This window comes from Roseateles cavernae (assembly GCF_040187885.1).
Lineage (GTDB): Bacteria > Pseudomonadota > Gammaproteobacteria > Burkholderiales > Burkholderiaceae_C > Roseateles_E > Roseateles_E cavernae.
Genome location: NZ_JBDPLH010000002.1, coordinates 56,771 through 75,254, shown reverse-complemented (window position 1 = coordinate 75,254; position 18,484 = coordinate 56,771). Strand labels below are relative to the sequence as shown.

Genomic DNA, 18,484 nt, shown 5'->3' with positions numbered 1-18,484 from the left:
CCCCCTCGGCGCCACTCAGAAGCTGTGACGCATGCCGAGCTCCACGCCGCTGGATTTGCCGCCGCCGGCCAGGCCGCTGGCACCGCCCGGTATCGCATAGCTGGAGGCCCCCTGGTTGTCGATGCGCGCCAGCGTGCCGTAGAGCGCGCTGCGCTTGGAGAGCTCGTGCACATAGCCCAGGCCCAGCTGGCGGGCCCCGTTCGCGCCGATGGCGCTGCTGCCGACCCGGCCGGCCAGGTCGACCTGATGCCAGCTCAGCTTCAGCTGCCCGGCCGCGCCGACGGGCAGCCAGGCGCCCAGCAGCCAATGGGTCTGGCGTGCCGCGCCCAGCTCGAAGCGGCGCCAGGCGGCGGACAGCTTGAGCGGGCCGAAGTCATAGCTGCCGCCCAGGGCCAGATCGTCGAGCCGGTCCGTGCCGGTCAGGTTGTTCTCGCTGCGGGTCAGCGCGGCGGCGATATTGAAGGTTTTGCTCGCGTAGCCGAAGCGCGCGCCGAGCAGCTTGTGCTGACCGTTGGCCGCCGTACCGCCCTCGCCGGCTGCGGCCATCAGCCCACCTTCCCAGCCGCCCAGTCCACCCGGCAGCAGATACTGGATGGCATTGCTGGAGCGCACCGTGGTGTTGGCGCCCGAGCCGAAGGCCGCGCGCAGCGGTCCCACCGGCGTCGCCGAGATGAAGTTGTTGGCGCCGGCGACGCCGACATAGCTGAAGGGGTCGTAGCGGCTCCAGTTGCTGTAGCTGGGCACGAAGTCGCGGCCGGCACGCAGCTCGCCCCATTGCTTGCTGCTCAGGCTGACGGTGGCGCGGCGGTCCCAGAACATCGTGCTGTTGGCGGGCGTGCCGCTGTCCAGCAGGATGCCGTGCTCCAGATGGAAGCCGGCCGCGAGGCCGCTACCCAGGTCTTCGCTGCCGCGGATGATGATGCGGCTGGTCGAGTTGCTGCCGCTGACCAGGGAGCTGACCCCGCCCCGGCCCTGGTTGCTGACATGGCGCACTGCCGCGTCGGCGATGCCACCCAGGGTCACGTTCTGCGCGCCGGCCGCCAGCGCGGCGCAGGCGCCGAGCCCGGCCACCATAGTTGCCTTGATATTGTGTTGCATGCCTATCTGTCTCCTGTTGTTATCGGGGCTTGATCGGGGCTCAGTCGGCGCTCAGCTTGGCCTGCACAACGACGCGCTTCCACTTGGCCAGCTCGCTCTTGACCAGGGCGCCGAACTGCTCGGGCGTGCTGGTCTCGACATCGGCGCCGTGGTCCTCGATGCGCTTGATCGTGTCCTTATCGGCCAGCACCTGGTTGAGTGCCTTGTTGAGCTGCTCGACGATGGGCCTGGGCGTCTTGGCCGGCGCGAAGAAGCCATACCACTGCTGCACCTCGACCCCGTCGATGCCGGCCTCCTTCAACGTCGGCACCTCGGGCAAGGCGGCCAGGCGCTTAGGGCCGGCGACAGCCAGCGCGCGCAGCTTGCCGGACTTGACATGGGGGTAGGCGGTGAAGACGCTGGGGAACATGAACTGGGTCTGGCCGGCCACCGTGTCGGTGACCGCCGGGGCCGAGCCCTTGTAGGGCACGCCGGCCATAGCCACGCCGGCATTGAGCTTGAACAGTTCGGCGGCGAAATGCGGCGCCGTGCCATTGCCGGCCGAGGCATAGAAATAGGCCTCGGGCTTGGCCTTCAGCTGGGCCAGCATGTCCTTGACGTCCTTGATCGGCAGCTTGGGATTGGCCACCAGCAGGGTCGGCGAGTAGCCGACCAGGCCTATCGGTTCGAAGTCGGCCACCGGGTCGTAGCGCAGCTTCTGCAGCACCGGGTTCATGCCGTGGGTGGCGATATAGCCGAAGAACAGGGTGTAGCCGTCCGGCGTCGCGCGGGCCACATACTCGCTGGCAATCGAGCCGGTAGCGCCGGCGCGGTTGTCGATGATGATGGTCTGGCCCAGCAGCGTGCCGAGCTTTTGCGCGATGCTGCGCGCCATCGCATCATTGCCGCCGCCGGCCGCGGTCGGCACGACGATGGTGATGGTCTTGTCCGGATAGGCCTGGGCGGCGGGCGCCGCCGTCACCAGGGCGCTGGCCAGGGTCGCCGCCACGATAGGGGCCCTCAGGACCGGGGCGATTGCTTGCTTGAACATCGGGTCGTCTCCTTGTGTAGGTCTTGAAAAAACATAGTCCGGGATGTGCAGCTGGCCCTGCAGGATCTTGCGGGCCGTGCGCAGCAGGGCCGCGCGCCGGATCTGGGCCTGCTCGCCGCTGCCGGCCAGCTCGACCTCGACCTCGATGCGGCCCTGCGGATGCAGCACCGCGATGCCGCGGCTGCCGCTGCGCTGCAGCGCGCCGCTGGCCACCGTGCCGGGCAGCGCGAAGGCGGCGGCCACACCGATGGCGCCGGTCACCGCATGCGAGGCATGGCAGCGGCGCGGCGTGAAGTAGCGCGAGCGGATGCTGTGCTCGTCGTCGCCGGGGCTGACGATCACCGGCTTAGGAATCACGCTGGCCGATACATCGCCCAGCCCCATCAGCTCGCCGGCAGCGCGGCGCAGCGCCTCCAGGCGCTCCAGCAGCGGCAGGTCGGCGTCCAGCTCGGCGGGCGACTCGCGCCCGCTCAGGCCCAGGTCGGCGGCGCGCACCAGCATCAGCGGCATCGCCGCGTCGATGCAGGTCATCTCGATACCGCCGATCCGGTCGATGCGGCGGCCGCTCGGGAACACCGCGCCGGTCACCGCACCCCAGGCGTCCAGGAACTCCAGCTTGATCGGCGCTGCCGTGCCGGCCACGCCGTCGATGCTGGTCAGGCCCTCGTAGCGGATGCGGCGCTGCGGCGTCTGCACCGTGACATCGATGCGCGAGCGGGTGTTGACATTGAAGACCCGCACCGTGGTCTCGCCCTCGTCGGCCTCGATCAGGCCCTGCTCCAGCGCGAAGGGCACGACGCCGGCCAGCATGTTTCCGCAGTTGGGCCGGGTGTCGACCGAGCGCTGGCCGACGCCGACCTGGGCGAACAGATAGTCGAGCGCGCAGCCCGGCTCGCGGGAGCGCGAGACGATGGCCACCTTGCTGGTCAGCGAGCTGCCGCCGCCGACGCCGTCGACCTGCAGCAGATCGGAGGCGCCGATCGCGCCGATCAGGGCCTGGTCGCGCAGGTGCTCGTCCTCGGGCAGCCATTCGCGCAGGAAGAAGGGGCCGCGCGAGGTGCCGGCTCGCATCAGGACGCAGGGAAGGGTCAGGGCTTGCATGGGACGGATCTTGGGCGATCCACTCATGCATGTGAATTGCATAGTTATGATCGATTGATCCACTCAACGCATAAGTCCATATGGCGATCAATTTCGATCTGAACGATCTGCTGGCCTTTCGCGCGGTGGCCGAGCTGGGCAACTTCCGGCGCGCGGCCGAGGCCGTGCACATCTCGCAACCGGCCTTCAGCCGCCGCATCGACAAGCTGGAGCAGGCGCTGGGCGTCAAGCTGCTGGACCGCACGACGCGCCGTGTCAGCCTGACCGCGGTGGGCCGCGATTTCGCCCGCAAGGTGCAGCAGCTGCTCGACGAGCTGGACAACACCTTGCTGGGCATACGCGGGGTCTCGGCCACCCGCATGGGCGAGGTCAGCATCGCCTGCGTGCCGTCCACCGTCTACTACTACCTGTCGCGCGTGATCGGCCGCTACCGCGAGCGCTATCCGAAGATACGGCTCAAGGTCTTCGACGCCGGCGCCGGTGCGGTGCTCGACGCGGTGGCACGCGGCGAGGTCGATTTCGGCCTGAACTTCATCGGCAGCCAGGAGCCCGATATCGAGTTCCATGCGCTGCTGGAGGAGCGCTTCGTCGCCGCCTGCCGGCGCGACCATCCGCTGGCCCGCAAACGCCAGGTGGCCTGGCACGAGCTGGCCGCCTACGACTACATCGCGGTGGCCAAGAACTCGGGCAACCGGCTGCTGCTGGACCAGGCGCTGGCCGGTGTGGCCGGCCTGCCGGAGGCCGTCTACGAGACCCAGCATGTGACCACCACGCTGGGCCTGGTCGAGGCCGGGCTGGGCGTGGCGGCGGTGCCCTCGCTGGCGATGCCGGACAAAAGCCATCCGCTGCTGGTCAGCGTGCCGCTGATCGAGCCGGCGGTGAGCCGCCATGTCGGGCTGATACGGCGCAAGGGCCGCAGCCTGTCACCGGCGGCCCAGCAGCTCTACGACTTCTTCGTCGAGATGAAGCTCAAGCCGGCGCCGCGCAAGAAGACCGGCTGAGGGCTCAGCCGGGTGCGCGGCGCGAGCCCAGCACCGGCGAGGGCGCGGTCACGCTCGGGTCGAAGGGGTGGCTGCGCTGGCCGCCGATCGCGGCCAGGATGCGCCGCACATACATCCGCGTCTCGGCATAAGGCGGCACGCCGCGGTAGCGATCCACCGCGCCCTCGCCGGCGTTGTAGGCCGCCAGCACCAGGGACAGATCGCCCTCGAAATAGGCCAGCAGCCAGCGCAGATAGGCCATGCCGCCGCGGATGTTCTGCACCGGGTCGGTGATCTTCCTGACCTTGAAGCGGGCCGCCGTGTCGGGGATCAGCTGCATCAGGCCCTGGGCCTTCTTCGGTGATTCGGCCAGCGGGTCGAAGTTCGATTCGGTGGCCATCACGGCCAGCACCAGGTGCGGGGCCAGCTGGTAGTCAGGCGCCACCAGCGTGACGAAGCGCACGATAGGTTCGGGCGCATTGGCCGGCGGCGGCGGCGGGGGTGGCGGCGGCAGGCGGGTGCCGGGCTTCAGCGGCGCCGGGTCGGTGTCGGGCGGGCGCAGGCAGGCCGGCGGCGCGCCGCGCGGCGTGCCCATGGCCTTGAGCATGTTCTCCGCCTGCTGCAGGCCCTGCTCGGCCGCGGCGGCGAACAGATGGGCGGCCTGGGCATCGTCGCGCTCGATGCCGCGCGCATTGGTCAGCATCCAGGCCAGGTTGTACTGTGCGGCGGCGTCGCCATAGCGGGCGGCGCGGCAATAGAGCTGGGCCGCCATCACCGGGTCGCGCGGCACGCCGTCGCCATGCTCGTAGGCCTCGCCCTCGCGGCGCCAGCGCTGCACCTGGGGCGGCACCACCGGCCCGATCTCGGGCGGCGGCGTCGTGGGCCGGGGCAGGCCGTCCAGGGTCGGCAGGGCCGAGGGCGGCAGCTGGGCCCGGGCCGGCCCGACCAGCGCGAGCAGGCCACAGACCAGCGTCAGGGCGGCAAGGCGGCGGGGAGAGGGGCACATGGCAGGCAGGCTGGCGATGACAAGCCCCCAGTTTAGGGTTTGCCGGGCGGCAGCCAGCGCAGCAGGCTTTCGTACAAGTCCTCCGGCGCGACCGGCTTGGCGATATGGTCGTTCATGCCGGCCGCCAGGCAGGCCGCGCGGTCCTCGGCAAAGACATTGCCCGTCATCGCCAGGACGGGCGTGTCGGCATGGCCGGGCAGGCGCCGGATGGCTTGGCAGGCGGCCATGCCGTCGAGCTCGGGCATGTGCAGGTCGAGCAGTATCAAGGCGTAGGGCCGTTCGCCCGCCGCCCGCAGCGCCGCCGCACCGTCGTCGACCAGGTCCACCTCCAGGCCGGCGGCCTGCAGCAGCGACCAGGCCACCATCTGGTTGACCGCGTCGTCCTCGGCCAGCAAGACGCGCTGGCCGGCATGCTCGGTGCGCAGCCGCAGCTCGGCCGGGTGCAGCGGCTCCAGCGCCAGCACCGGCGCGCGCGTCGCGGCGCGCTCCATCCAGGCGCTGAACCAGAACCGGCTGCCCCGCCCGGGCACGCTGTCGGCGCCGGCATCGCCGCCCATGCGGCGCGCCAGCTGTCGGGTGATGGCCAGGCCCAGGCCGGTGCCGCCATAGCGCCGCGCAGTCGAGGCATCGGCCTGCTCGAAGGCCTCGAACAGGCGCGCCAGCGCGGCCGGCTCGATGCCGATGCCACTGTCCAGCACATCGACACCCAGCTTCACCCGCGGCCCGTCCTCGCTGAGCAGCTGCAGCCGCAGCATGACCTGACCCCGCTCGGTGTACTTGACCGCGTTGCTGAGCAGGTTCAGCAGCATCTGGGTCAGGCGCGTCGCATCGCCGCGCAGCAGCGGCGGCAGCCCCTCGGTCCGCATCTGCAGGTCCAGGCCCTTGGCATAGGCGGCCTCGGCCAGCTGGGCGACGGCGCGCTGCGCCAGCTCGGCGGGGTCGAAGTCCTCGGCCTCCAGCACCAGCTTGCCGGCCTCGATCTTGGACATGTCCAGCACGTCATTGATGATGTGCAGCAGATGCTGGGCGGCCGCATCGATCTCACCCAGATAGCGTTGGTTCTGATCGTGCAGCTGGTTCTGCGGCATGCGCTGCAGCAGATGGCTCAGGCCCATGATGGCATTCATCGGCGTGCGGATCTCATGGCTCATATGGGCCAGGAAGGCACTCTTGGCGCGGCTGGCGGCCTCGGCCCGGTCGCGCGCCTGCGCGAGCTCGGCATGGCTGGCCTGCAAGGCCTGCTCGGCCTGCTTGCGCGCCGTGATGTCCAGCGCCAGCACGACGAAGCCGGCGACCCGGTCCTGCTGCAGATCGGGCACATATTGCACCCAGTGCCAGATCGCCGTGCCGTCGCCGGTGATGGTCTCGCGCTCGAAGCTCTGGACCCGGCCGCTCAGCGCCGCCCGCACATAGTGCTCGTTGGCCCGCCAGTAGCGATGATCCAGCACCTCGGGCATGCGCCGGCCGATGACCTGCTCGGGCGCCAGGCCGAACCACTCGAAATAGGCCTGGTTGGCAAACAGACAGCGCAGCTCGCGGTCCCAGTAGACGACGCGGCCGGGCATATTGTCGGCAATCAGGCGGGTCACCAGCTCGGCCTGGGCGCGCGAGCGCGCAGCGGCGGCCAGCTCCTGGCTGAAATGCTCGCGCTGGCTCAGCAGCGCGGCGGCATGGCGCTCGGTCCGGCGGCTGCCGAGCCGGCGCGTGCCCGCGCTGCGGGCGGGGCCTCGTTGCATCATGGTCGGCTCTCCCTGTCTGCGGTCGGCCTCGGGGCCGCCGCCATTTGTCTGCCGCATGCTGCACGGGAACGCCCGCATCCGCAAGCCCGGCGGCTCAGGGGCCCGAGCGCCAGACCGCCGCGAAGGCGCGCAGCTTGGCCATGCCGGGCAGGCGCTCGTCGGACAGCACATCGAGAAAGTCCGACAGGCGCTTGGACTTGACCATGGTGTAGACCGTCAGCGCCACCGTCGCGCCCAGGGTCAGGCCGAACATCAGCAGCCGCTGCCACAGCGGCGCCTCCGATTCGGCCAGCAGATTCATGCCCAGAAAGCCGGTGGTGATGGTGCCGATCAGGCCGAAGATGGTCACGACGGTCAGGCGCACCACGGTATTGGCCTGGCGGCGCAGATTGTCGGTTTCCAGATAGTCGCTCATATCGCCGATGCGGGACTTGACCTCGGCATAGAGCGGGTCGAGCTCCAGATGCTGGGCGCTCATGCGGTAGAGCGCGCGCGTCTGCGCCTGCTCGGCCACCGCATGGAACCAGTAGCGATGCGAGAAGCGCAGAAAGCCCTCGAAGCTGGCACGGATCGCCCGCTTGAAGCGCCGCACATTGTCGGCATCGTTGATATTGAGCCGGCGCAGCGCCTCGACCAGGCGGTCCGAGAACATCAGCAGCGCGGCCTTCTGAAAATGCGCGATCAGGAAGACCAGGAAATGCTGGTGGCGGAACTGCGCCAGCACGCCGCGGTCGCGACAGCAGAAGAACTCGGCATCGGCACGGCCCACGACGATCAGCGCATGGCCGCTGCACAGATAACGGGTCTGCGGCGCCGCGCCGGCCGCGCTCCAGAAGCGGTCGTAGCAGTAGCGCTGCTCGAAGTCCTGCAGATAAGGCTCGCTGAAGGGCAGGCCGCCCTCATCGGCCGCCGCGCCGGTCACCAGGCCCAGGCGCACAAAGTCGCTGCGCGACAGTGCGCCGGGATCGTCCAGCGCCAGATAGGCCATCATCGGCATCCGGTAGTACTCGATCTGGCGAAAGCGCAGCACGCCGGCGGCCTCCGACTGGTCGCTGACCAGGGGCCGCAGCAGCCAGTCCCAATGCGCCGACAGGCGCGGCGCGCGGTGCTCGGCCACATGGGCGATGAAGCGCTCGCGCTGGCCCGCGTCCGAGGCCGACAAGACCTGACCCTCGTGCCCCAGCCACTCGGCCTCGGCCAGCGTGTGCAGCGGCAGGCCCTGGGCGTCCCAGCCCGAGGGGTAGGCGCGGCCCAGCCGGTACAGCAGGTCCTGGGCCTGGCGCAGGGCCAGATCGCTGGCCGCCAGTTCCACATTCAGCAGCACCACATCGACATCGAAGAAGAAATACAGGTCGATATGGACCACGTCCAGGCACAGCTGCGGCTCGCCCGGCCGGCTGCGCAGCCGCAGGCTCGCCACATCGTCGCGGCGCAGCACCTTCATGCCCGATTCGCCCAGCGCATCGCCCGGCCGCGAACGCCCCTCGCCGTAGAGAAAGCGCTGCACATAGGGCAGGAAGGTGACGAACTCCTGGTAGTGGCGCTCGTGAAAGCGCGCCGCGTCGCCGGTGTACTCGTCCACCACCTCGCGCCAGGGCTGCTCGCCCTGGGCCAGCAGCAGCTCCCAGGGACGGCGCGGGGCGCCCGGCGCAGCGCCGATGGGCATCAGGCGCAGCGGCCACAGCAGGATCTGGTGCAGGCGCCGGACCTGCTTGGCGGTCATCGCGACAGGCTCACTCATGCAGGGCTCCCGAATCGCTGTGCGGGCCCGGCATCAGCCCAGGCGCCCGATCAGGGCCTGGGCCGCCGCCGGCGCGCGTTCCTTGGCTCCGCTGATGAAGAACATGAACACATCGCGCGGCGCGGCCGGTGGCGCGAAGGCCGGCTCGACCAGCGGCAGCCCGCTCGGCTGCCCGCCCTCGCGCCAGAGCCGGGCGCAGGCCGCCAGCTGGTCCAGCGTGGCCGGCGGGCAGCCCTCGGGCAGGGCCGACTCGGTGCGCATGATGCGGCAGTAGACGAAGCCGCCGGTCAGGTCGGCGATGGCCGGGTAGTCGTCGGACTCGGTCAGCACGGTGGCCGCACCGTAGCGGCGCGCCAGCGCCAGGTACTCCGGCGTGCGGAAGCTCTCGTGCCGCACATCGAGCGCATGGCGCAGGCCCAGACCGCCGACCTGGGCCGGCAGCAGTTGCAGAAAGGCCTCGAAGTCGACCGGATCGAAGCGCTTGCTCGGTGCGAATTGCCAGACGATAGGCCCCAGCTTGGGGCCCAGTTCGGCGATGCCGCTGTCGACGAAGCGCCGCACCGACTCGCCGGCCTCGGCCAGCACACGGCGGTTGGTCGCGAAGCGCGAGGCCTTCAGCGAGAACAGGAAATCATCGGGCACCGTGTCGCGCCATCTGGCGAAGGTGGCCGGAGCCTGCGAGCTGTAATAGGTGCTGTTGATCTCGATGGCCGTCAGCCGGCGGCTGGCGTACTCGAGCTCGCGGCTGTGCGGCCAGCCGGCCGGATAGAAGTTGTTGCGCCAGGGCTCGAAATTCCAGCCACCAATACCCACGCGAATGCGCGCCGTCATACAGGCTCCCCCAAGAGTTCGGCCAGCCGCTGCGCGCCGCGCCGGGTTGGCCGCAGGGCCCGGCTGTCCAGCTCCGGGCGCAGCCAGCCCTGGGCCAGCAAGGCCTGCAGCCAGACGGCACCCAGCGCGCCGCCCAGATGCGGGCGGCGCTCGCTCCAATCCATGCAGGCGCAGGCCAGGCGGCGGCGCCGCGCGCTGCGCGCCGCCGCGACATCGACCCCCAGGTCCGCCAGCGCGGCAGCCCCCGCCTCGGTCAGCGCATAGCCGCGTGCCTCGCTAGGCACGGCGCTGATCCAATCGCGGCGCAGCGCATGGTCATGCAGGCGCACGCCCCACTCGCCGGCCAGATGGTCGTAGCAGCGCCGCGCCGCGCGCAGATCGGTGGGCGTGCTGGGCTCGAAGCGGGCGCGCGGCCCACCGGCCAGCACCAGCAAGGCCTCCAGCGCCTGGCCCACCTCGGCGCTGGCCAGGCGGTAATAGCGGTGCTTGCCCTGGGCCAGGCATTCGATCAGGCCCTGGCCGCTCAGCCGCGCCAGATGGGCGCTGGCGGTCGAGGCCGAGACCTCGCCAACGGCCGCCAGCTCGGTGGCCGTGCGGGCATGGCCGTCCATCAGACAACAGAGCATACGGGCCCGCACCGGCTCGGCCATGCTGGCGGCAATCGGCGCAAGCGCCTGGTCGGCGGTGATGACATCCATGCTTCGATGCTAAGCGAAGCGTGCCGCGCGGCCAAAAGGCACAGTCAAGGCTTGTGAACCACCCGAGAAAGATCAAGCGATGCCCTGCCCCCATACCGCCTTGCAACAGCGCCCCGAGCTGGGCCTGTGGCAGGCCGAACATCCGGCGCTGAGCGCCGCGCTGCTGCAGCGCCCCGAGCTGGGGGTGCGCCCGCCCGGCCAGCCGCTGCCGGCCCCTCTGGAGGGCAGCCGGCTGGGCCGGCTGTTCGGGCTGTGGCTGCGCCAGCGCGACGACGCCGCGAGGAGCGCGCCCAAGCAGGCCCTGGCCCGGGCGCTGCAGGCCCTGCCCGCCGCCGAGCTGCGGGCCCAGGCGCGACGCCAGGCCGCACTGGCCTTGAGCGGGGGCTGGAACCACTGGGTCTGGGCCACACCGTCGGCCAGCATCGCCGCTCTGCTCGGGCTGCGGCTCGACAGCCTGGCCGAGCAGCGCTGGCTGCACGAGCAGCTGCGGGCGATGGCCGGCGCCCTGCAGGGCGGACCGGCGGCCGCCGCCGAGCCGGCCTGCGCGGCCCTGCTACAGGCCCTGGCCGCCCCCGCTGCTGCGGCGGCGCCGCTGCAGGCCTGCCTGAACCGGCTGGCGCCGGCGCAGCAATGGCCGGGCGGCGGCGCTGAATTCGAGGCTAATCGCCTGGCCCTGCTGTGGCAGAGCCATGAGGCCGGCGCCGCCCTGCTGGGCAACGCACTGGCGCGGCTGGCCGCCGAGCCGGCGCTGCGCCGGCCCGGCCAGATGCGGGCCTGGCTGCCGACCCTGCTGCGCGAGGGCGGTGGCGTGCGCAACACCCGGCGCTTCGCCCTGCAGGCGCTGGAGATCGGCGGGGTACAGCTGCAGCCGGGCGACGCCCTGCTGCTGAATCTGGCCGGCAATAGCGCCGAAGCCGACGATCTGGGCTTCGGCGCCGGCGCTCACCGCTGCCCTGGGCAAGACCTGGCCCTGGAGACCGCCGCCGCCGCGCTGGAGCTGCTGCTGGAGCACCAGGACGGCAGGTGCTGGCCGACACCCGCGCAAGGCCTGACCCTGGCCAATGCCCACGTCCCCGCCTTCACCGACCCACAGGACCCCGCCACGCCATGATCGCCATCATTTTCGAAGTCCAACCCCGGCCCGAGGGCCGTCAGCGCTATCTGGACCTGGCCGCCGAGCTGAAGCCCCTGCTGGAGCAGATGGACGGCTTCATCAGCATCGAGCGTTTCCAGAGCCTCAGCGATCCGGGCAAGCTGCTGTCGCTGTCGTTCTGGCGCGACGAGGAAGCCGTGCAAGGCTGGCGCCGGCTGGAGGCGCACCGGGCGGCCCAGAGCGAGGGCCGCGCCGGGGTGTTTGCCGACTACCGGCTGCGCGTGGCGGCGGTGCTGCGCGACTATGGCCTGCACCCGCGCGAGCAGGCGCCGGCCGACAGCCGCAGCCGCCATGGCTGAGGAGCGCCCAGGCGCGACTTGAACTTCGGCCCATCACCCCATAGATGAGGGCAGTCAGAAGCCCTGACGGTAGCTGAACTTGGGGCCCGGCCTTATGCTGGCCCACCCAAGCTCCGCTTCATCCTCTCACTGGAGTGACATCATGTCCCGCAAGACCCCCATCGAGCGCTATCGCAATATCGGCATCTCCGCCCATATCGACGCCGGCAAGACCACCACCACCGAGCGCATCCTGTTCTATACCGGTGTGAATCACAAGATCGGTGAGGTGCACGATGGCGCGGCCACGATGGACTGGATGGAGCAGGAGCAGGAGCGCGGCATCACCATCACCTCGGCCGCCACCACCTGCTTCTGGAAGGGCATGGACCTCTCGCTGCCCGAGCACCGCATCAACATCATCGACACCCCCGGCCACGTCGACTTCACGATCGAGGTCGAGCGCTCGATGCGGGTGCTGGACGGCGCGGTGATGGTGTACGACTCGGTCGGCGGCGTGCAGCCGCAGAGCGAGACCGTCTGGCGCCAGGCCAATAAGTACAAGGTGCCACGTCTTGCCTTTGTCAACAAGATGGACCGCGTCGGGGCGGACTTCTTCCGCGTGCGCCAGATGATGGTGGACCGGCTGAAGGCCAATCCGGTGCCCATCGTCGTGCCCATCGGCGCCGAGGATCATTTCCGTGGCGTCGTCGACCTGCTGAAGATGAAGGCCATCCTCTGGGACGAGGCCTCGCAGGGCATGAAGTTCACATACGAGGAGATCCCGGCCGAGCTGCTCGCGACCTGCCAGACCTGGCGCGAGAAGATGGTCGAGTCAGCGGCCGAGGCCGACGAGGCGCTGATGAACAAATACCTGGAGGCCGGCGAGCTCAGCGAGGACGACATCAAGCTGGGCCTGCGCAAGCGCACCATCGCCGGCGAGATCCAGCCCATGCTGTGCGGCTCGGCCTTCAAGAACAAGGGCGTGCAGCGCATGCTGGATGCCGTCATCGAGCTGATGCCCTCGCCGATCGATGTGCCGCCGGTGCCGGGCACCGATGAGGACGACAAGCCGACGACGCGCGATGCCTCCGACGATGCCAAGTTCTCGGCCCTGGCCTTCAAGCTGATGACCGATCCCTATGTCGGTCAGCTGACCTTTGTGCGCGTCTATTCGGGCGTGCTGAAGTCGGGCGACTCGGTGTTCAACCCGATTCGCGGCAAGAAGGAGCGTATCGGCCGCATCCTGCAGATGCACGCCAACCAGCGCGAGGAGATCTCGGAGATCCTGGCCGGCGACATCGCCGCCTGCGTGGGCCTGAAGGACGTGACCACCGGCGAGACGCTGTGCGACCCCGAGGCCATCATCACGCTGGAGAAGATGGTGTTCCCGGAACCGGTGATCTCGCAGGCCGTCGAGCCCAAGACCAAGGCTGACCAGGAAAAGATGGGCATCGCCCTGGGCCGTCTGGCCAAGGAAGATCCGTCCTTCCGTCTGCGCACCGATGAGGAGTCAGGCCAGACCATCATCTCGGGCATGGGCGAGCTGCACCTGGAAATCATCGTCGACCGCATGAAGCGCGAGTTCGGCGTGGAAGCCAATGTCGGCAAGCCGCAGGTGGCCTACCGCGAGACGATCCGCAAATCGGTCAGCGATGTCGAGGGCAAGTTCGTGCGCCAGTCGGGCGGCAAGGGCCAGTACGGCCATGTCGTGCTGAGCGTCGAGCCGCAGGAACCGGGCAAGGGCTTCGAGTTCGTCGATGCGATCAAGGGCGGCGTCGTGCCGCGCGAGTTCATCCCGGCGGTCGAGAAGGGCGTGCGCGACACCTTGCCCAACGGCGTGCTGGCCGGCTATCCGGTGGTGGATGTCAAGGTCACGCTGACCTTCGGCTCCTACCATGAGGTCGACTCGAACGAGAACGCCTTCAAGATGGCCGCCAGCATGGGCTTCAAGGAAGCCTGCCGCAAGGCCAGCCCGGTGATCCTGGAGCCGATGATGGCGGTCGAGGTCGAGACGCCCGAGGACTATGCCGGCACGGTGATGGGCGATCTGTCCAGTCGCCGCGGCATGGTGCAGGGCATGGACGATATGGTCGGCGGCGGCAAGCTCATCAAGGCCGAGGTGCCGCTGTCCGAGATGTTCGGCTACTCGACCACCTTGCGCTCCGCCACCCAGGGCCGTGCCACCTACACGATGGAGTTCAAGCACTACAGCGAGGCGCCGAAGAACGTCGCCGACGCCATCATCACGGCGCGGGGCAAGTAAGTTGGGTGAGGCGCCTCACGGCGTCGTGCTCCGTCCGATGATGGAGCACGACGTCCCGCTGATCCATCGCTGGCTGCAAGCCCCGCATCTGGCCCCATGGTGGGGCGACGCGGGGCTGACGCTGGCCGAGACCCAGGCCAGCTATTCGCCTGCGGTGATGGCCGCAGACCAGGTCATGCCCTATATCGCGATGCGGGGTGGACGCGCCATCGGCTTCGCCCAGTCCTATCTCGCGATGGGCAACGGCGATGGCTGGTGGGACTTCGTGACGGACCCCGGCATGCGCGGCATCGACCAGTTCCTCGCGCACAGCGAGGATCTCGGCCAGGGACTCGGCACGCAGCTGGTCTCGGCCCTGGTCGAGCAGCTGTTCCGCGACCCGGCGGTGACCCTGATCCAGACCGATCCCGACCCGGGCAATCATCGCGCGATCCGCTGCTACGAAAAGGCCGGATTTCGGGCGGTCGAGCTTGTCACGACGCCAGACGGTCCGGCGCTGTACATGGTTAGGGAGCGGAAGGCCAATCCACTGTGAAGACGGCCCAGTCCGCCTGATCTGCCACGCCGGGCGTCGAAGCGGGCTTCGAAGCAGGCGCCGCAGCTTGTGCCGAGTGTGGTGGGTGAGGGGCGAAGCGAAGTAAAGGGGGAGGCCGCAGGCCGGAGGACATGAGCGTAGCCCCTCACCCGCCGCGCTCGGCGCTCCGCCCTGCTTGCCCGGTAAACCGGATTGCAAAACACATAAAGAGTTTTTCTCAAGAAACGGAGGTCTCCATGTCCGAACCCCAAGCACCCTTCGGCGCCGTGATATTCGCCAAAGACCTGCAGCGTCTGACACGGTTCTACGAACAGGTGATCGGGCTGAGCCGGCAGCAGGAGGCGGCCGACCATGTGCTGCTCGCAGGGCCTGGCTTCGAGCTGGTGATGCACGCCATTCCGGCCCGCATCGCGGCCGGCATCGTGATCACGACACCGCCCGAGCGGCGCAGCGAGACGCCGATCAAGCTGTTCTTCAATGTCGAGAGCCTGCAGGCCGCCCGAGAAACGGCCCAGCGCCTGGGTGGCGACATCGTCGCGGATGAGCGGGGCTGGCTGATTCGTGGCACCCGCGTCTGCGACGGACTCGATCCCGAGGGCAATGTGCTGCAGCTGCGCCAGCACCTGCCCTGAGTCCGGTTCCGATGGCCAGCGCTGTCACCTGGGCGCCAGGCGCTCGCAGCAGCGGCTGCTAGCCTCGGCGCTGGCCGGTCTCGACAAGCCGGTCAAGACATAACAGCGAGGACTGCACCGATGGTCAAGATCAGCGGCAACTACCGATGGTTCGAGGGCGCACGTTTCGATCACGCCTACTACCAGACCGAACATATGCGACTCACCCGCGAACTGCTGCGGCCGCTGGGCTTGCAGCGGCTGGAGAGCGACCTGACCCGGTCCGCCCACCCGCTGGCACCGGGCCAGATCATCGCCACCTCCAACGCCTGCTTCGCCACGCTGGCCGCCGCCCAGGCCGCGCTGCAACAGGCCGGCGCCGCCCTGCTGGCCGATCTGCCGAACTACACCGACATCCGGCCCGAGTTGCACCTCAGCGAGGTCGACAGCCATCCGATGGATTGAGGCCGAGACACGCAGATCCTTGAATCCGGCGATAAGAGCGATTAGCTCGCCGGCTCGGCCAGGAAGATCTCGACGCGGCGGTTCTGCGCGCGACCGGTATCGTTGGCATTGCTGGCGACCGGCTCGCGGGCACCCCGGCCTTCGACCGCCATGCGGCTGCGGCTGACGCCACGGTTGGCCAGGTAGTCGCGCACCGATTCGGCACGGTCCATGGCCAGCGGTTCGTTGATCGCGTCGCTGCCGGTGCTGTCGGTATGGCCGACCACGGTCACCCGCACCTTGGGGTCGAGGTTGCGGCCGATCTCATCGAGCACCGGGCGCATCTGTGGCTTGATGTCGGCGCGGCCGACATCGAAGGAGAAGTCGCTGGGCACATTGAGCTTGAGCTGGTTGTCGGCGGTGCGGTCGACCTCGATGCCGGTGCCGGCGCTGGCCGTGGCCAGGGCCTTGCGCTTGTCTTCCAGATGCTTGGACCAGAGGTTGCCGGCCACCGCGCCGATGGCGCCGCCGATCACCGCGCTCTGCCCGGCCTTGCCACCGGTGGCCGAGCCCAGGATGGCGCCGGCCACGGCACCGACCGCCGCCCCCTTAGCCGTGCCCTGCTCACGCTCGCTCATCGAGGCGCAGCCGGCGGCCAGCAAGGCAAGGGACAGCGTGGCCGTCATCAAGGCGGGGCGGCGGAACGAGGGACGGAGGATGGACTTCATGGGCAATGGCTCCAGGCTTTGGATTGGCGGGTGTCAGGCGGCGGCAGGTGGGCGCAGGGCCGCTGCGCCAGGGCCTGCTCGGTGGCCTGCAGTTCGTCGGCGATGCGGTCGATCCGGCTGCTCTGCCATGGCAGGTCGCGGTAGGCGCGTGCCAGGTCTTGCTGCAGCCGTCGGTATCGCTCCATCAAGCTCTCGTCAATCTCCATCACAGAACTCCATTTGATGGCCGCCAGTATGGCGCTCGCCCCTGGGGTCGGCTGTAGGACAAGAACCCATTTTCAGATTCATACAAAGCCCTGCGAGCTCGTCCACAATGCCGCATCGACAAACCACGAGGGAGCCGCCGTGCCGCCGTTTTCAGTGCAACGCATCGACCATATCGTGCTGCGTGTCCAGGACCTGGAACGCTCGATCCGCTTCTATGCCGAGCTGCTGGCCTGCGAGGTGCTCAGGCGGAGGGATGATCTGGGCCTGGTGCATCTGCGTGCCGGCAGCTCGCTGATCGATCTGATCTCGGTCGACGGCCCGCTCGGTCGCAAGGGCGGCGCCGCCGCGGCCGAGCAAGGCCGCAATATGGACCATGTCTGCCTGCGCATCGAGCCCTTCGACGAGGCGGCCATCATCGAGCACCTGCTCGCCCACGGCTTGCCGCGCAGCGCCGCGGCCCAGATCAACTTCGGCGCCGAGGGCGACGGCCCCTCGCTCTATCTGGCCGACCCGGATGGCAACCAGATCGAACTCAAGGGGCCGGGTCTTGCCCACTGAAGAACGTCTTGACAACAAGGAGCTTCCGAGATGAAGAAGGTATGGCTGTCCCTGCTGGGACTGGCGGCGCTGGCCGCCTGCGTGCGGGCCGAGCCGGTGGGCGAGGTGGACACGGTGTTCAAGTTCCTCGGGCCGGATCACAAGATCGTCGTCGATGCCTATGACGATCCCAAGGTGTCAGGTGTGGCCTGCTATGTCTCGCGCGCCAAGACCGGCGGCATCAAGGGCGCGCTGGGCCTGGCCGAGGACAAGGCCGAGGCCTCGATCGCCTGCCGCCAGGTCGGCCCGATCAGCATCGCCAAGCCGCTGGCGCAGCAGGAGGAGGTGTTCAACGAGCGCATCTCGCTGGTGTTCAAGAAGCTGCGCATCGTCCGCATGGTTGACGCCAAGCGCAACACCCTGGTCTATCTGACCTACTCGGACCGGGTCATCGAGGGCTCGCCGCAGAACAGCGTCACCGCCGTGCCGGTGGACCGGGCCACGCCGATACCGATGCGCTGACACCCCCAAGAGTGGGGGGCTGCAATCGGAGCGGGGCCGGACAGAATGCCGGGGGTCAAATCTTGCCCCCATCCAATGAAAACCTCGTTCCTGAAGACGGCCGTGCTCGGCCTGAGCGTCTGCGGCGGCGCCGCGCTGGCCAACCCGGCCGAACTCTTCCCCACCCCCGGCCCCTACACCCAGGACTACGCCACCGCCTGGTTCACCGAAGACCTGAGCGCCAGCACCAAGCTGTTCCAGTACGCGGTGATCAATCTGGGCACCGAGGCCTTCCAGGAGCAATGGAGCCAGACTGGCCCCAATAGCTGGAAGCGCGACTGGCGCAGCGACATGCCGATGCTGCGCACCTATGAAGCGCCCATCCTGACCCCGTTCGCACTGAGCGCAATCAAGCAGGACACCATCTTCCAGCCGGACGGCTGGTCTTACCGCTTCATCGATCCCAGCCAGCAGCCCGGCGCCTGGGTCAACACCACCGGCGACGCCAGCTTCGATTCGCCCTACCGCATCCTGCAGTGGTATGTGAACACCGACGGCGTGGCTGACCCGGCCGAGCACATGGCCAATAGCGCGATCGCGCCGACCACCTGGCTGAACCGCGACTCGCTGATCGAGAACATGGCCAACCCCGACGCCAGCGCCAAGTTCGGCGGCACCCAGTGCGGGCTGCTGCTGTGGAACGAGGGCTGCGCCGGCATGGGCTTCGGCTTCGAGGCCGAGGCCGGCAAGATGCTGGGCCCGGACCAGGCGGCCTGGACCCTGGTGACACGCATGGGCACAGACAACATCATCATCAACCCGCTGCCGCCGCAGATCGGCGACCCCGACCTGCCGGTGGGCCGCAACGGCCTGAGCTTCGGCGGCGGCATCGCGATGGTCGCGCCGACCGCCGCCGTGCCCGAGCCCGGCACTTACGCGCTGATGCTGAGCGGCCTGGCGCTGCTGGCCGGGCTGGCGCGGCGTCGCCACCGCGCCTGAG

General features: G+C 69.2%; 19 protein-coding genes. 10 read left to right on the top strand and 9 right to left on the bottom strand.

What is annotated here, in order from left to right; translation table 11 throughout:
* Positions 1 to 15: 15 nt before the first annotated feature.
* Both ABGI63_RS07200 and ABGI63_RS07195 read right to left on the bottom strand, forming a co-directional pair.
* Positions 16 to 1,098, bottom strand: a complete 1,083-nt coding sequence (locus tag ABGI63_RS07200; protein WP_349741805.1) for a porin — start codon at positions 1,096 to 1,098, stop codon at positions 16 to 18.
* Positions 1,099 to 1,138: 40 nt separating this feature from the next.
* Positions 1,139 to 3,229: a 4-oxalomesaconate tautomerase gene (locus ABGI63_RS07195; RefSeq protein WP_349741804.1), complete on the bottom strand. Its 2,091-nt coding sequence runs from the start codon at positions 3,227 to 3,229 to the stop codon at positions 1,139 to 1,141.
* An 80-nt stretch (positions 3,230 to 3,309) separates the two neighbouring features.
* Between ABGI63_RS07195 and ABGI63_RS07190 the strand changes: the two genes are divergently transcribed.
* Entirely contained in the window at positions 3,310 to 4,230 is a 921-nt protein-coding gene (locus ABGI63_RS07190) for a LysR family transcriptional regulator (RefSeq protein ID WP_269841297.1), read from the top strand.
* A gap of 4 nt (positions 4,231 to 4,234) precedes the next feature.
* Here the strand turns inward: ABGI63_RS07190 and ABGI63_RS07185 are convergent, their stop codons facing one another.
* The 5 genes from ABGI63_RS07185 to ABGI63_RS07165 form a co-directional block, all read right to left on the bottom strand.
* On the bottom strand, positions 4,235 to 5,215 hold the full coding sequence (locus ABGI63_RS07185) for a transglycosylase SLT domain-containing protein (RefSeq protein WP_349741802.1): 981 nt from the start codon (positions 5,213 to 5,215) through the stop codon (positions 4,235 to 4,237).
* 32 nt (positions 5,216 to 5,247) lie between these two features.
* The gene (locus ABGI63_RS07180) at positions 5,248 to 6,954 is read right to left on the bottom strand and encodes a PAS domain-containing hybrid sensor histidine kinase/response regulator (RefSeq protein ID WP_349741801.1); all 1,707 of its coding nucleotides are present in this window, start codon (positions 6,952 to 6,954) and stop codon (positions 5,248 to 5,250) included.
* Positions 6,955 to 7,048: 94 nt separating this feature from the next.
* Positions 7,049 to 8,695, bottom strand: coding sequence for a hypothetical protein (locus tag ABGI63_RS07175; protein ID WP_349741800.1), 1,647 nt, complete (start codon positions 8,693 to 8,695; stop codon positions 7,049 to 7,051).
* Positions 8,696 to 8,728: 33 nt separating this feature from the next.
* On the bottom strand, positions 8,729 to 9,526 hold the full coding sequence (locus ABGI63_RS07170) for a DUF72 domain-containing protein (protein WP_349741798.1): 798 nt from the start codon (positions 9,524 to 9,526) through the stop codon (positions 8,729 to 8,731).
* Entirely contained in the window at positions 9,523 to 10,224 is a 702-nt protein-coding gene (locus ABGI63_RS07165; RefSeq protein WP_349741797.1) for an ArsR/SmtB family transcription factor, read from the bottom strand. The genes ABGI63_RS07170 and ABGI63_RS07165 overlap by 4 nt, the downstream gene beginning before the upstream one ends.
* 79 nt (positions 10,225 to 10,303) lie before the next feature.
* On the opposite strand from ABGI63_RS07165, the gene ABGI63_RS07160 reads away from it, so the two are divergent.
* The 6 genes from ABGI63_RS07160 (at position 10,304) to ABGI63_RS07135 (ending at position 15,532) form a co-directional block, all read left to right on the top strand.
* The gene (locus ABGI63_RS07160) at positions 10,304 to 11,335 is read left to right on the top strand and encodes a cytochrome P450 family protein (RefSeq protein WP_349741795.1); all 1,032 of its coding nucleotides are present in this window, start codon (positions 10,304 to 10,306) and stop codon (positions 11,333 to 11,335) included.
* Positions 11,332 to 11,676 carry an antibiotic biosynthesis monooxygenase family protein gene (locus ABGI63_RS07155; RefSeq protein ID WP_349741793.1) on the top strand — a complete coding sequence of 115 codons (345 nt, stop codon included), beginning with the start codon at positions 11,332 to 11,334 and terminating at the stop codon, positions 11,674 to 11,676. Before ABGI63_RS07160 ends, ABGI63_RS07155 begins: the two co-directional genes overlap by 4 nt.
* Before the next feature lie 142 nt (positions 11,677 to 11,818).
* Complete coding sequence (gene fusA / locus ABGI63_RS07150) at positions 11,819 to 13,921, top strand: elongation factor G (RefSeq protein WP_349741792.1); 2,103 nt, start codon at positions 11,819 to 11,821, stop codon at positions 13,919 to 13,921.
* A gap of 37 nt (positions 13,922 to 13,958) precedes the next feature.
* A complete protein-coding gene (locus ABGI63_RS07145) occupies positions 13,959 to 14,456 on the top strand; it encodes a GNAT family N-acetyltransferase (protein WP_349741790.1) in 498 nt (165 codons plus the stop codon).
* 236 nt (positions 14,457 to 14,692) lie between these two features.
* Positions 14,693 to 15,088 (top strand): VOC family protein, encoded by a 396-nt coding sequence (locus tag ABGI63_RS07140; RefSeq protein WP_349741789.1) that lies wholly within the window; start codon positions 14,693 to 14,695, stop codon positions 15,086 to 15,088.
* Positions 15,089 to 15,208: 120 nt separating this feature from the next.
* Entirely contained in the window at positions 15,209 to 15,532 is a 324-nt protein-coding gene (locus ABGI63_RS07135) for an EthD family reductase (protein WP_349741787.1), read from the top strand.
* A 41-nt stretch (positions 15,533 to 15,573) separates the two neighbouring features.
* Here ABGI63_RS07135 and ABGI63_RS07130 read toward each other — a convergent pair whose 3' ends face one another.
* Positions 15,574 to 16,197 (bottom strand): YiaD family glycine zipper/OmpA-like lipoprotein, encoded by a 624-nt coding sequence (locus tag ABGI63_RS07130; protein ID WP_490424227.1) that lies wholly within the window; start codon positions 16,195 to 16,197, stop codon positions 15,574 to 15,576.
* Positions 16,198 to 16,235: 38 nt separating this feature from the next.
* Positions 16,236 to 16,445, bottom strand: a complete 210-nt coding sequence (locus ABGI63_RS07125; protein ID WP_349741784.1) for a hypothetical protein — start codon at positions 16,443 to 16,445, stop codon at positions 16,236 to 16,238.
* 139 nt (positions 16,446 to 16,584) lie between these two features.
* On the opposite strand from ABGI63_RS07125, the gene ABGI63_RS07120 reads away from it, so the two are divergent.
* From ABGI63_RS07120 to ABGI63_RS07110, 3 genes are all read left to right on the top strand, one after another.
* A complete protein-coding gene (locus ABGI63_RS07120; RefSeq protein WP_269841313.1) occupies positions 16,585 to 17,004 on the top strand; it encodes a VOC family protein in 420 nt (139 codons plus the stop codon).
* A 30-nt stretch (positions 17,005 to 17,034) separates the two neighbouring features.
* Positions 17,035 to 17,505 (top strand): CreA family protein, encoded by a 471-nt coding sequence (locus ABGI63_RS07115; protein ID WP_349741783.1) that lies wholly within the window; start codon positions 17,035 to 17,037, stop codon positions 17,503 to 17,505.
* Positions 17,506 to 17,580: 75 nt separating this feature from the next.
* The gene (locus ABGI63_RS07110) at positions 17,581 to 18,483 is read left to right on the top strand and encodes a PEP-CTERM sorting domain-containing protein (RefSeq protein ID WP_349741782.1); all 903 of its coding nucleotides are present in this window, start codon (positions 17,581 to 17,583) and stop codon (positions 18,481 to 18,483) included.
* Position 18,484 lies beyond the last annotated feature (1 nt).

Excerpts from the sequence above, each read along its gene's own strand:
- ABGI63_RS07200 (WP_349741805.1), bottom strand. The coding sequence starts at position 1,098 with ATGCAACACAATATCAAGGCAACTATGGTGGCCGGGCTCGGCGCCTGC.
- ABGI63_RS07195 (WP_349741804.1), bottom strand. The coding sequence starts at position 3,229 with ATGCAAGCCCTGACCCTTCCCTGCGTCCTGATGCGAGCCGGCACCTCG.
- ABGI63_RS07190 (WP_269841297.1), top strand. The coding sequence starts at position 3,310 with ATGGCGATCAATTTCGATCTGAACGATCTGCTGGCCTTTCGCGCGGTG.
- ABGI63_RS07185 (WP_349741802.1), bottom strand. The coding sequence starts at position 5,215 with ATGTGCCCCTCTCCCCGCCGCCTTGCCGCCCTGACGCTGGTCTGTGGC.
- ABGI63_RS07180 (WP_349741801.1), bottom strand. The coding sequence starts at position 6,954 with ATGATGCAACGAGGCCCCGCCCGCAGCGCGGGCACGCGCCGGCTCGGC.
- ABGI63_RS07175 (WP_349741800.1), bottom strand. The coding sequence starts at position 8,695 with ATGAGTGAGCCTGTCGCGATGACCGCCAAGCAGGTCCGGCGCCTGCAC.
- ABGI63_RS07170 (WP_349741798.1), bottom strand. The coding sequence starts at position 9,526 with ATGACGGCGCGCATTCGCGTGGGTATTGGTGGCTGGAATTTCGAGCCC.
- ABGI63_RS07165 (WP_349741797.1), bottom strand. The coding sequence starts at position 10,224 with ATGGATGTCATCACCGCCGACCAGGCGCTTGCGCCGATTGCCGCCAGC.
- ABGI63_RS07160 (WP_349741795.1), top strand. The coding sequence starts at position 10,304 with ATGCCCTGCCCCCATACCGCCTTGCAACAGCGCCCCGAGCTGGGCCTG.
- ABGI63_RS07155 (WP_349741793.1), top strand. The coding sequence starts at position 11,332 with ATGATCGCCATCATTTTCGAAGTCCAACCCCGGCCCGAGGGCCGTCAG.
- fusA (WP_349741792.1), top strand. The coding sequence starts at position 11,819 with ATGTCCCGCAAGACCCCCATCGAGCGCTATCGCAATATCGGCATCTCC.
- ABGI63_RS07145 (WP_349741790.1), top strand. The coding sequence starts at position 13,959 with ATGATGGAGCACGACGTCCCGCTGATCCATCGCTGGCTGCAAGCCCCG.
- ABGI63_RS07140 (WP_349741789.1), top strand. The coding sequence starts at position 14,693 with ATGTCCGAACCCCAAGCACCCTTCGGCGCCGTGATATTCGCCAAAGAC.
- ABGI63_RS07135 (WP_349741787.1), top strand. The coding sequence starts at position 15,209 with ATGGTCAAGATCAGCGGCAACTACCGATGGTTCGAGGGCGCACGTTTC.
- ABGI63_RS07130 (WP_490424227.1), bottom strand. The coding sequence starts at position 16,197 with ATGACGGCCACGCTGTCCCTTGCCTTGCTGGCCGCCGGCTGCGCCTCG.
- ABGI63_RS07125 (WP_349741784.1), bottom strand. The coding sequence starts at position 16,445 with ATGGAGATTGACGAGAGCTTGATGGAGCGATACCGACGGCTGCAGCAA.
- ABGI63_RS07115 (WP_349741783.1), top strand. The coding sequence starts at position 17,035 with ATGAAGAAGGTATGGCTGTCCCTGCTGGGACTGGCGGCGCTGGCCGCC.
- ABGI63_RS07110 (WP_349741782.1), top strand. The coding sequence starts at position 17,581 with ATGAAAACCTCGTTCCTGAAGACGGCCGTGCTCGGCCTGAGCGTCTGC.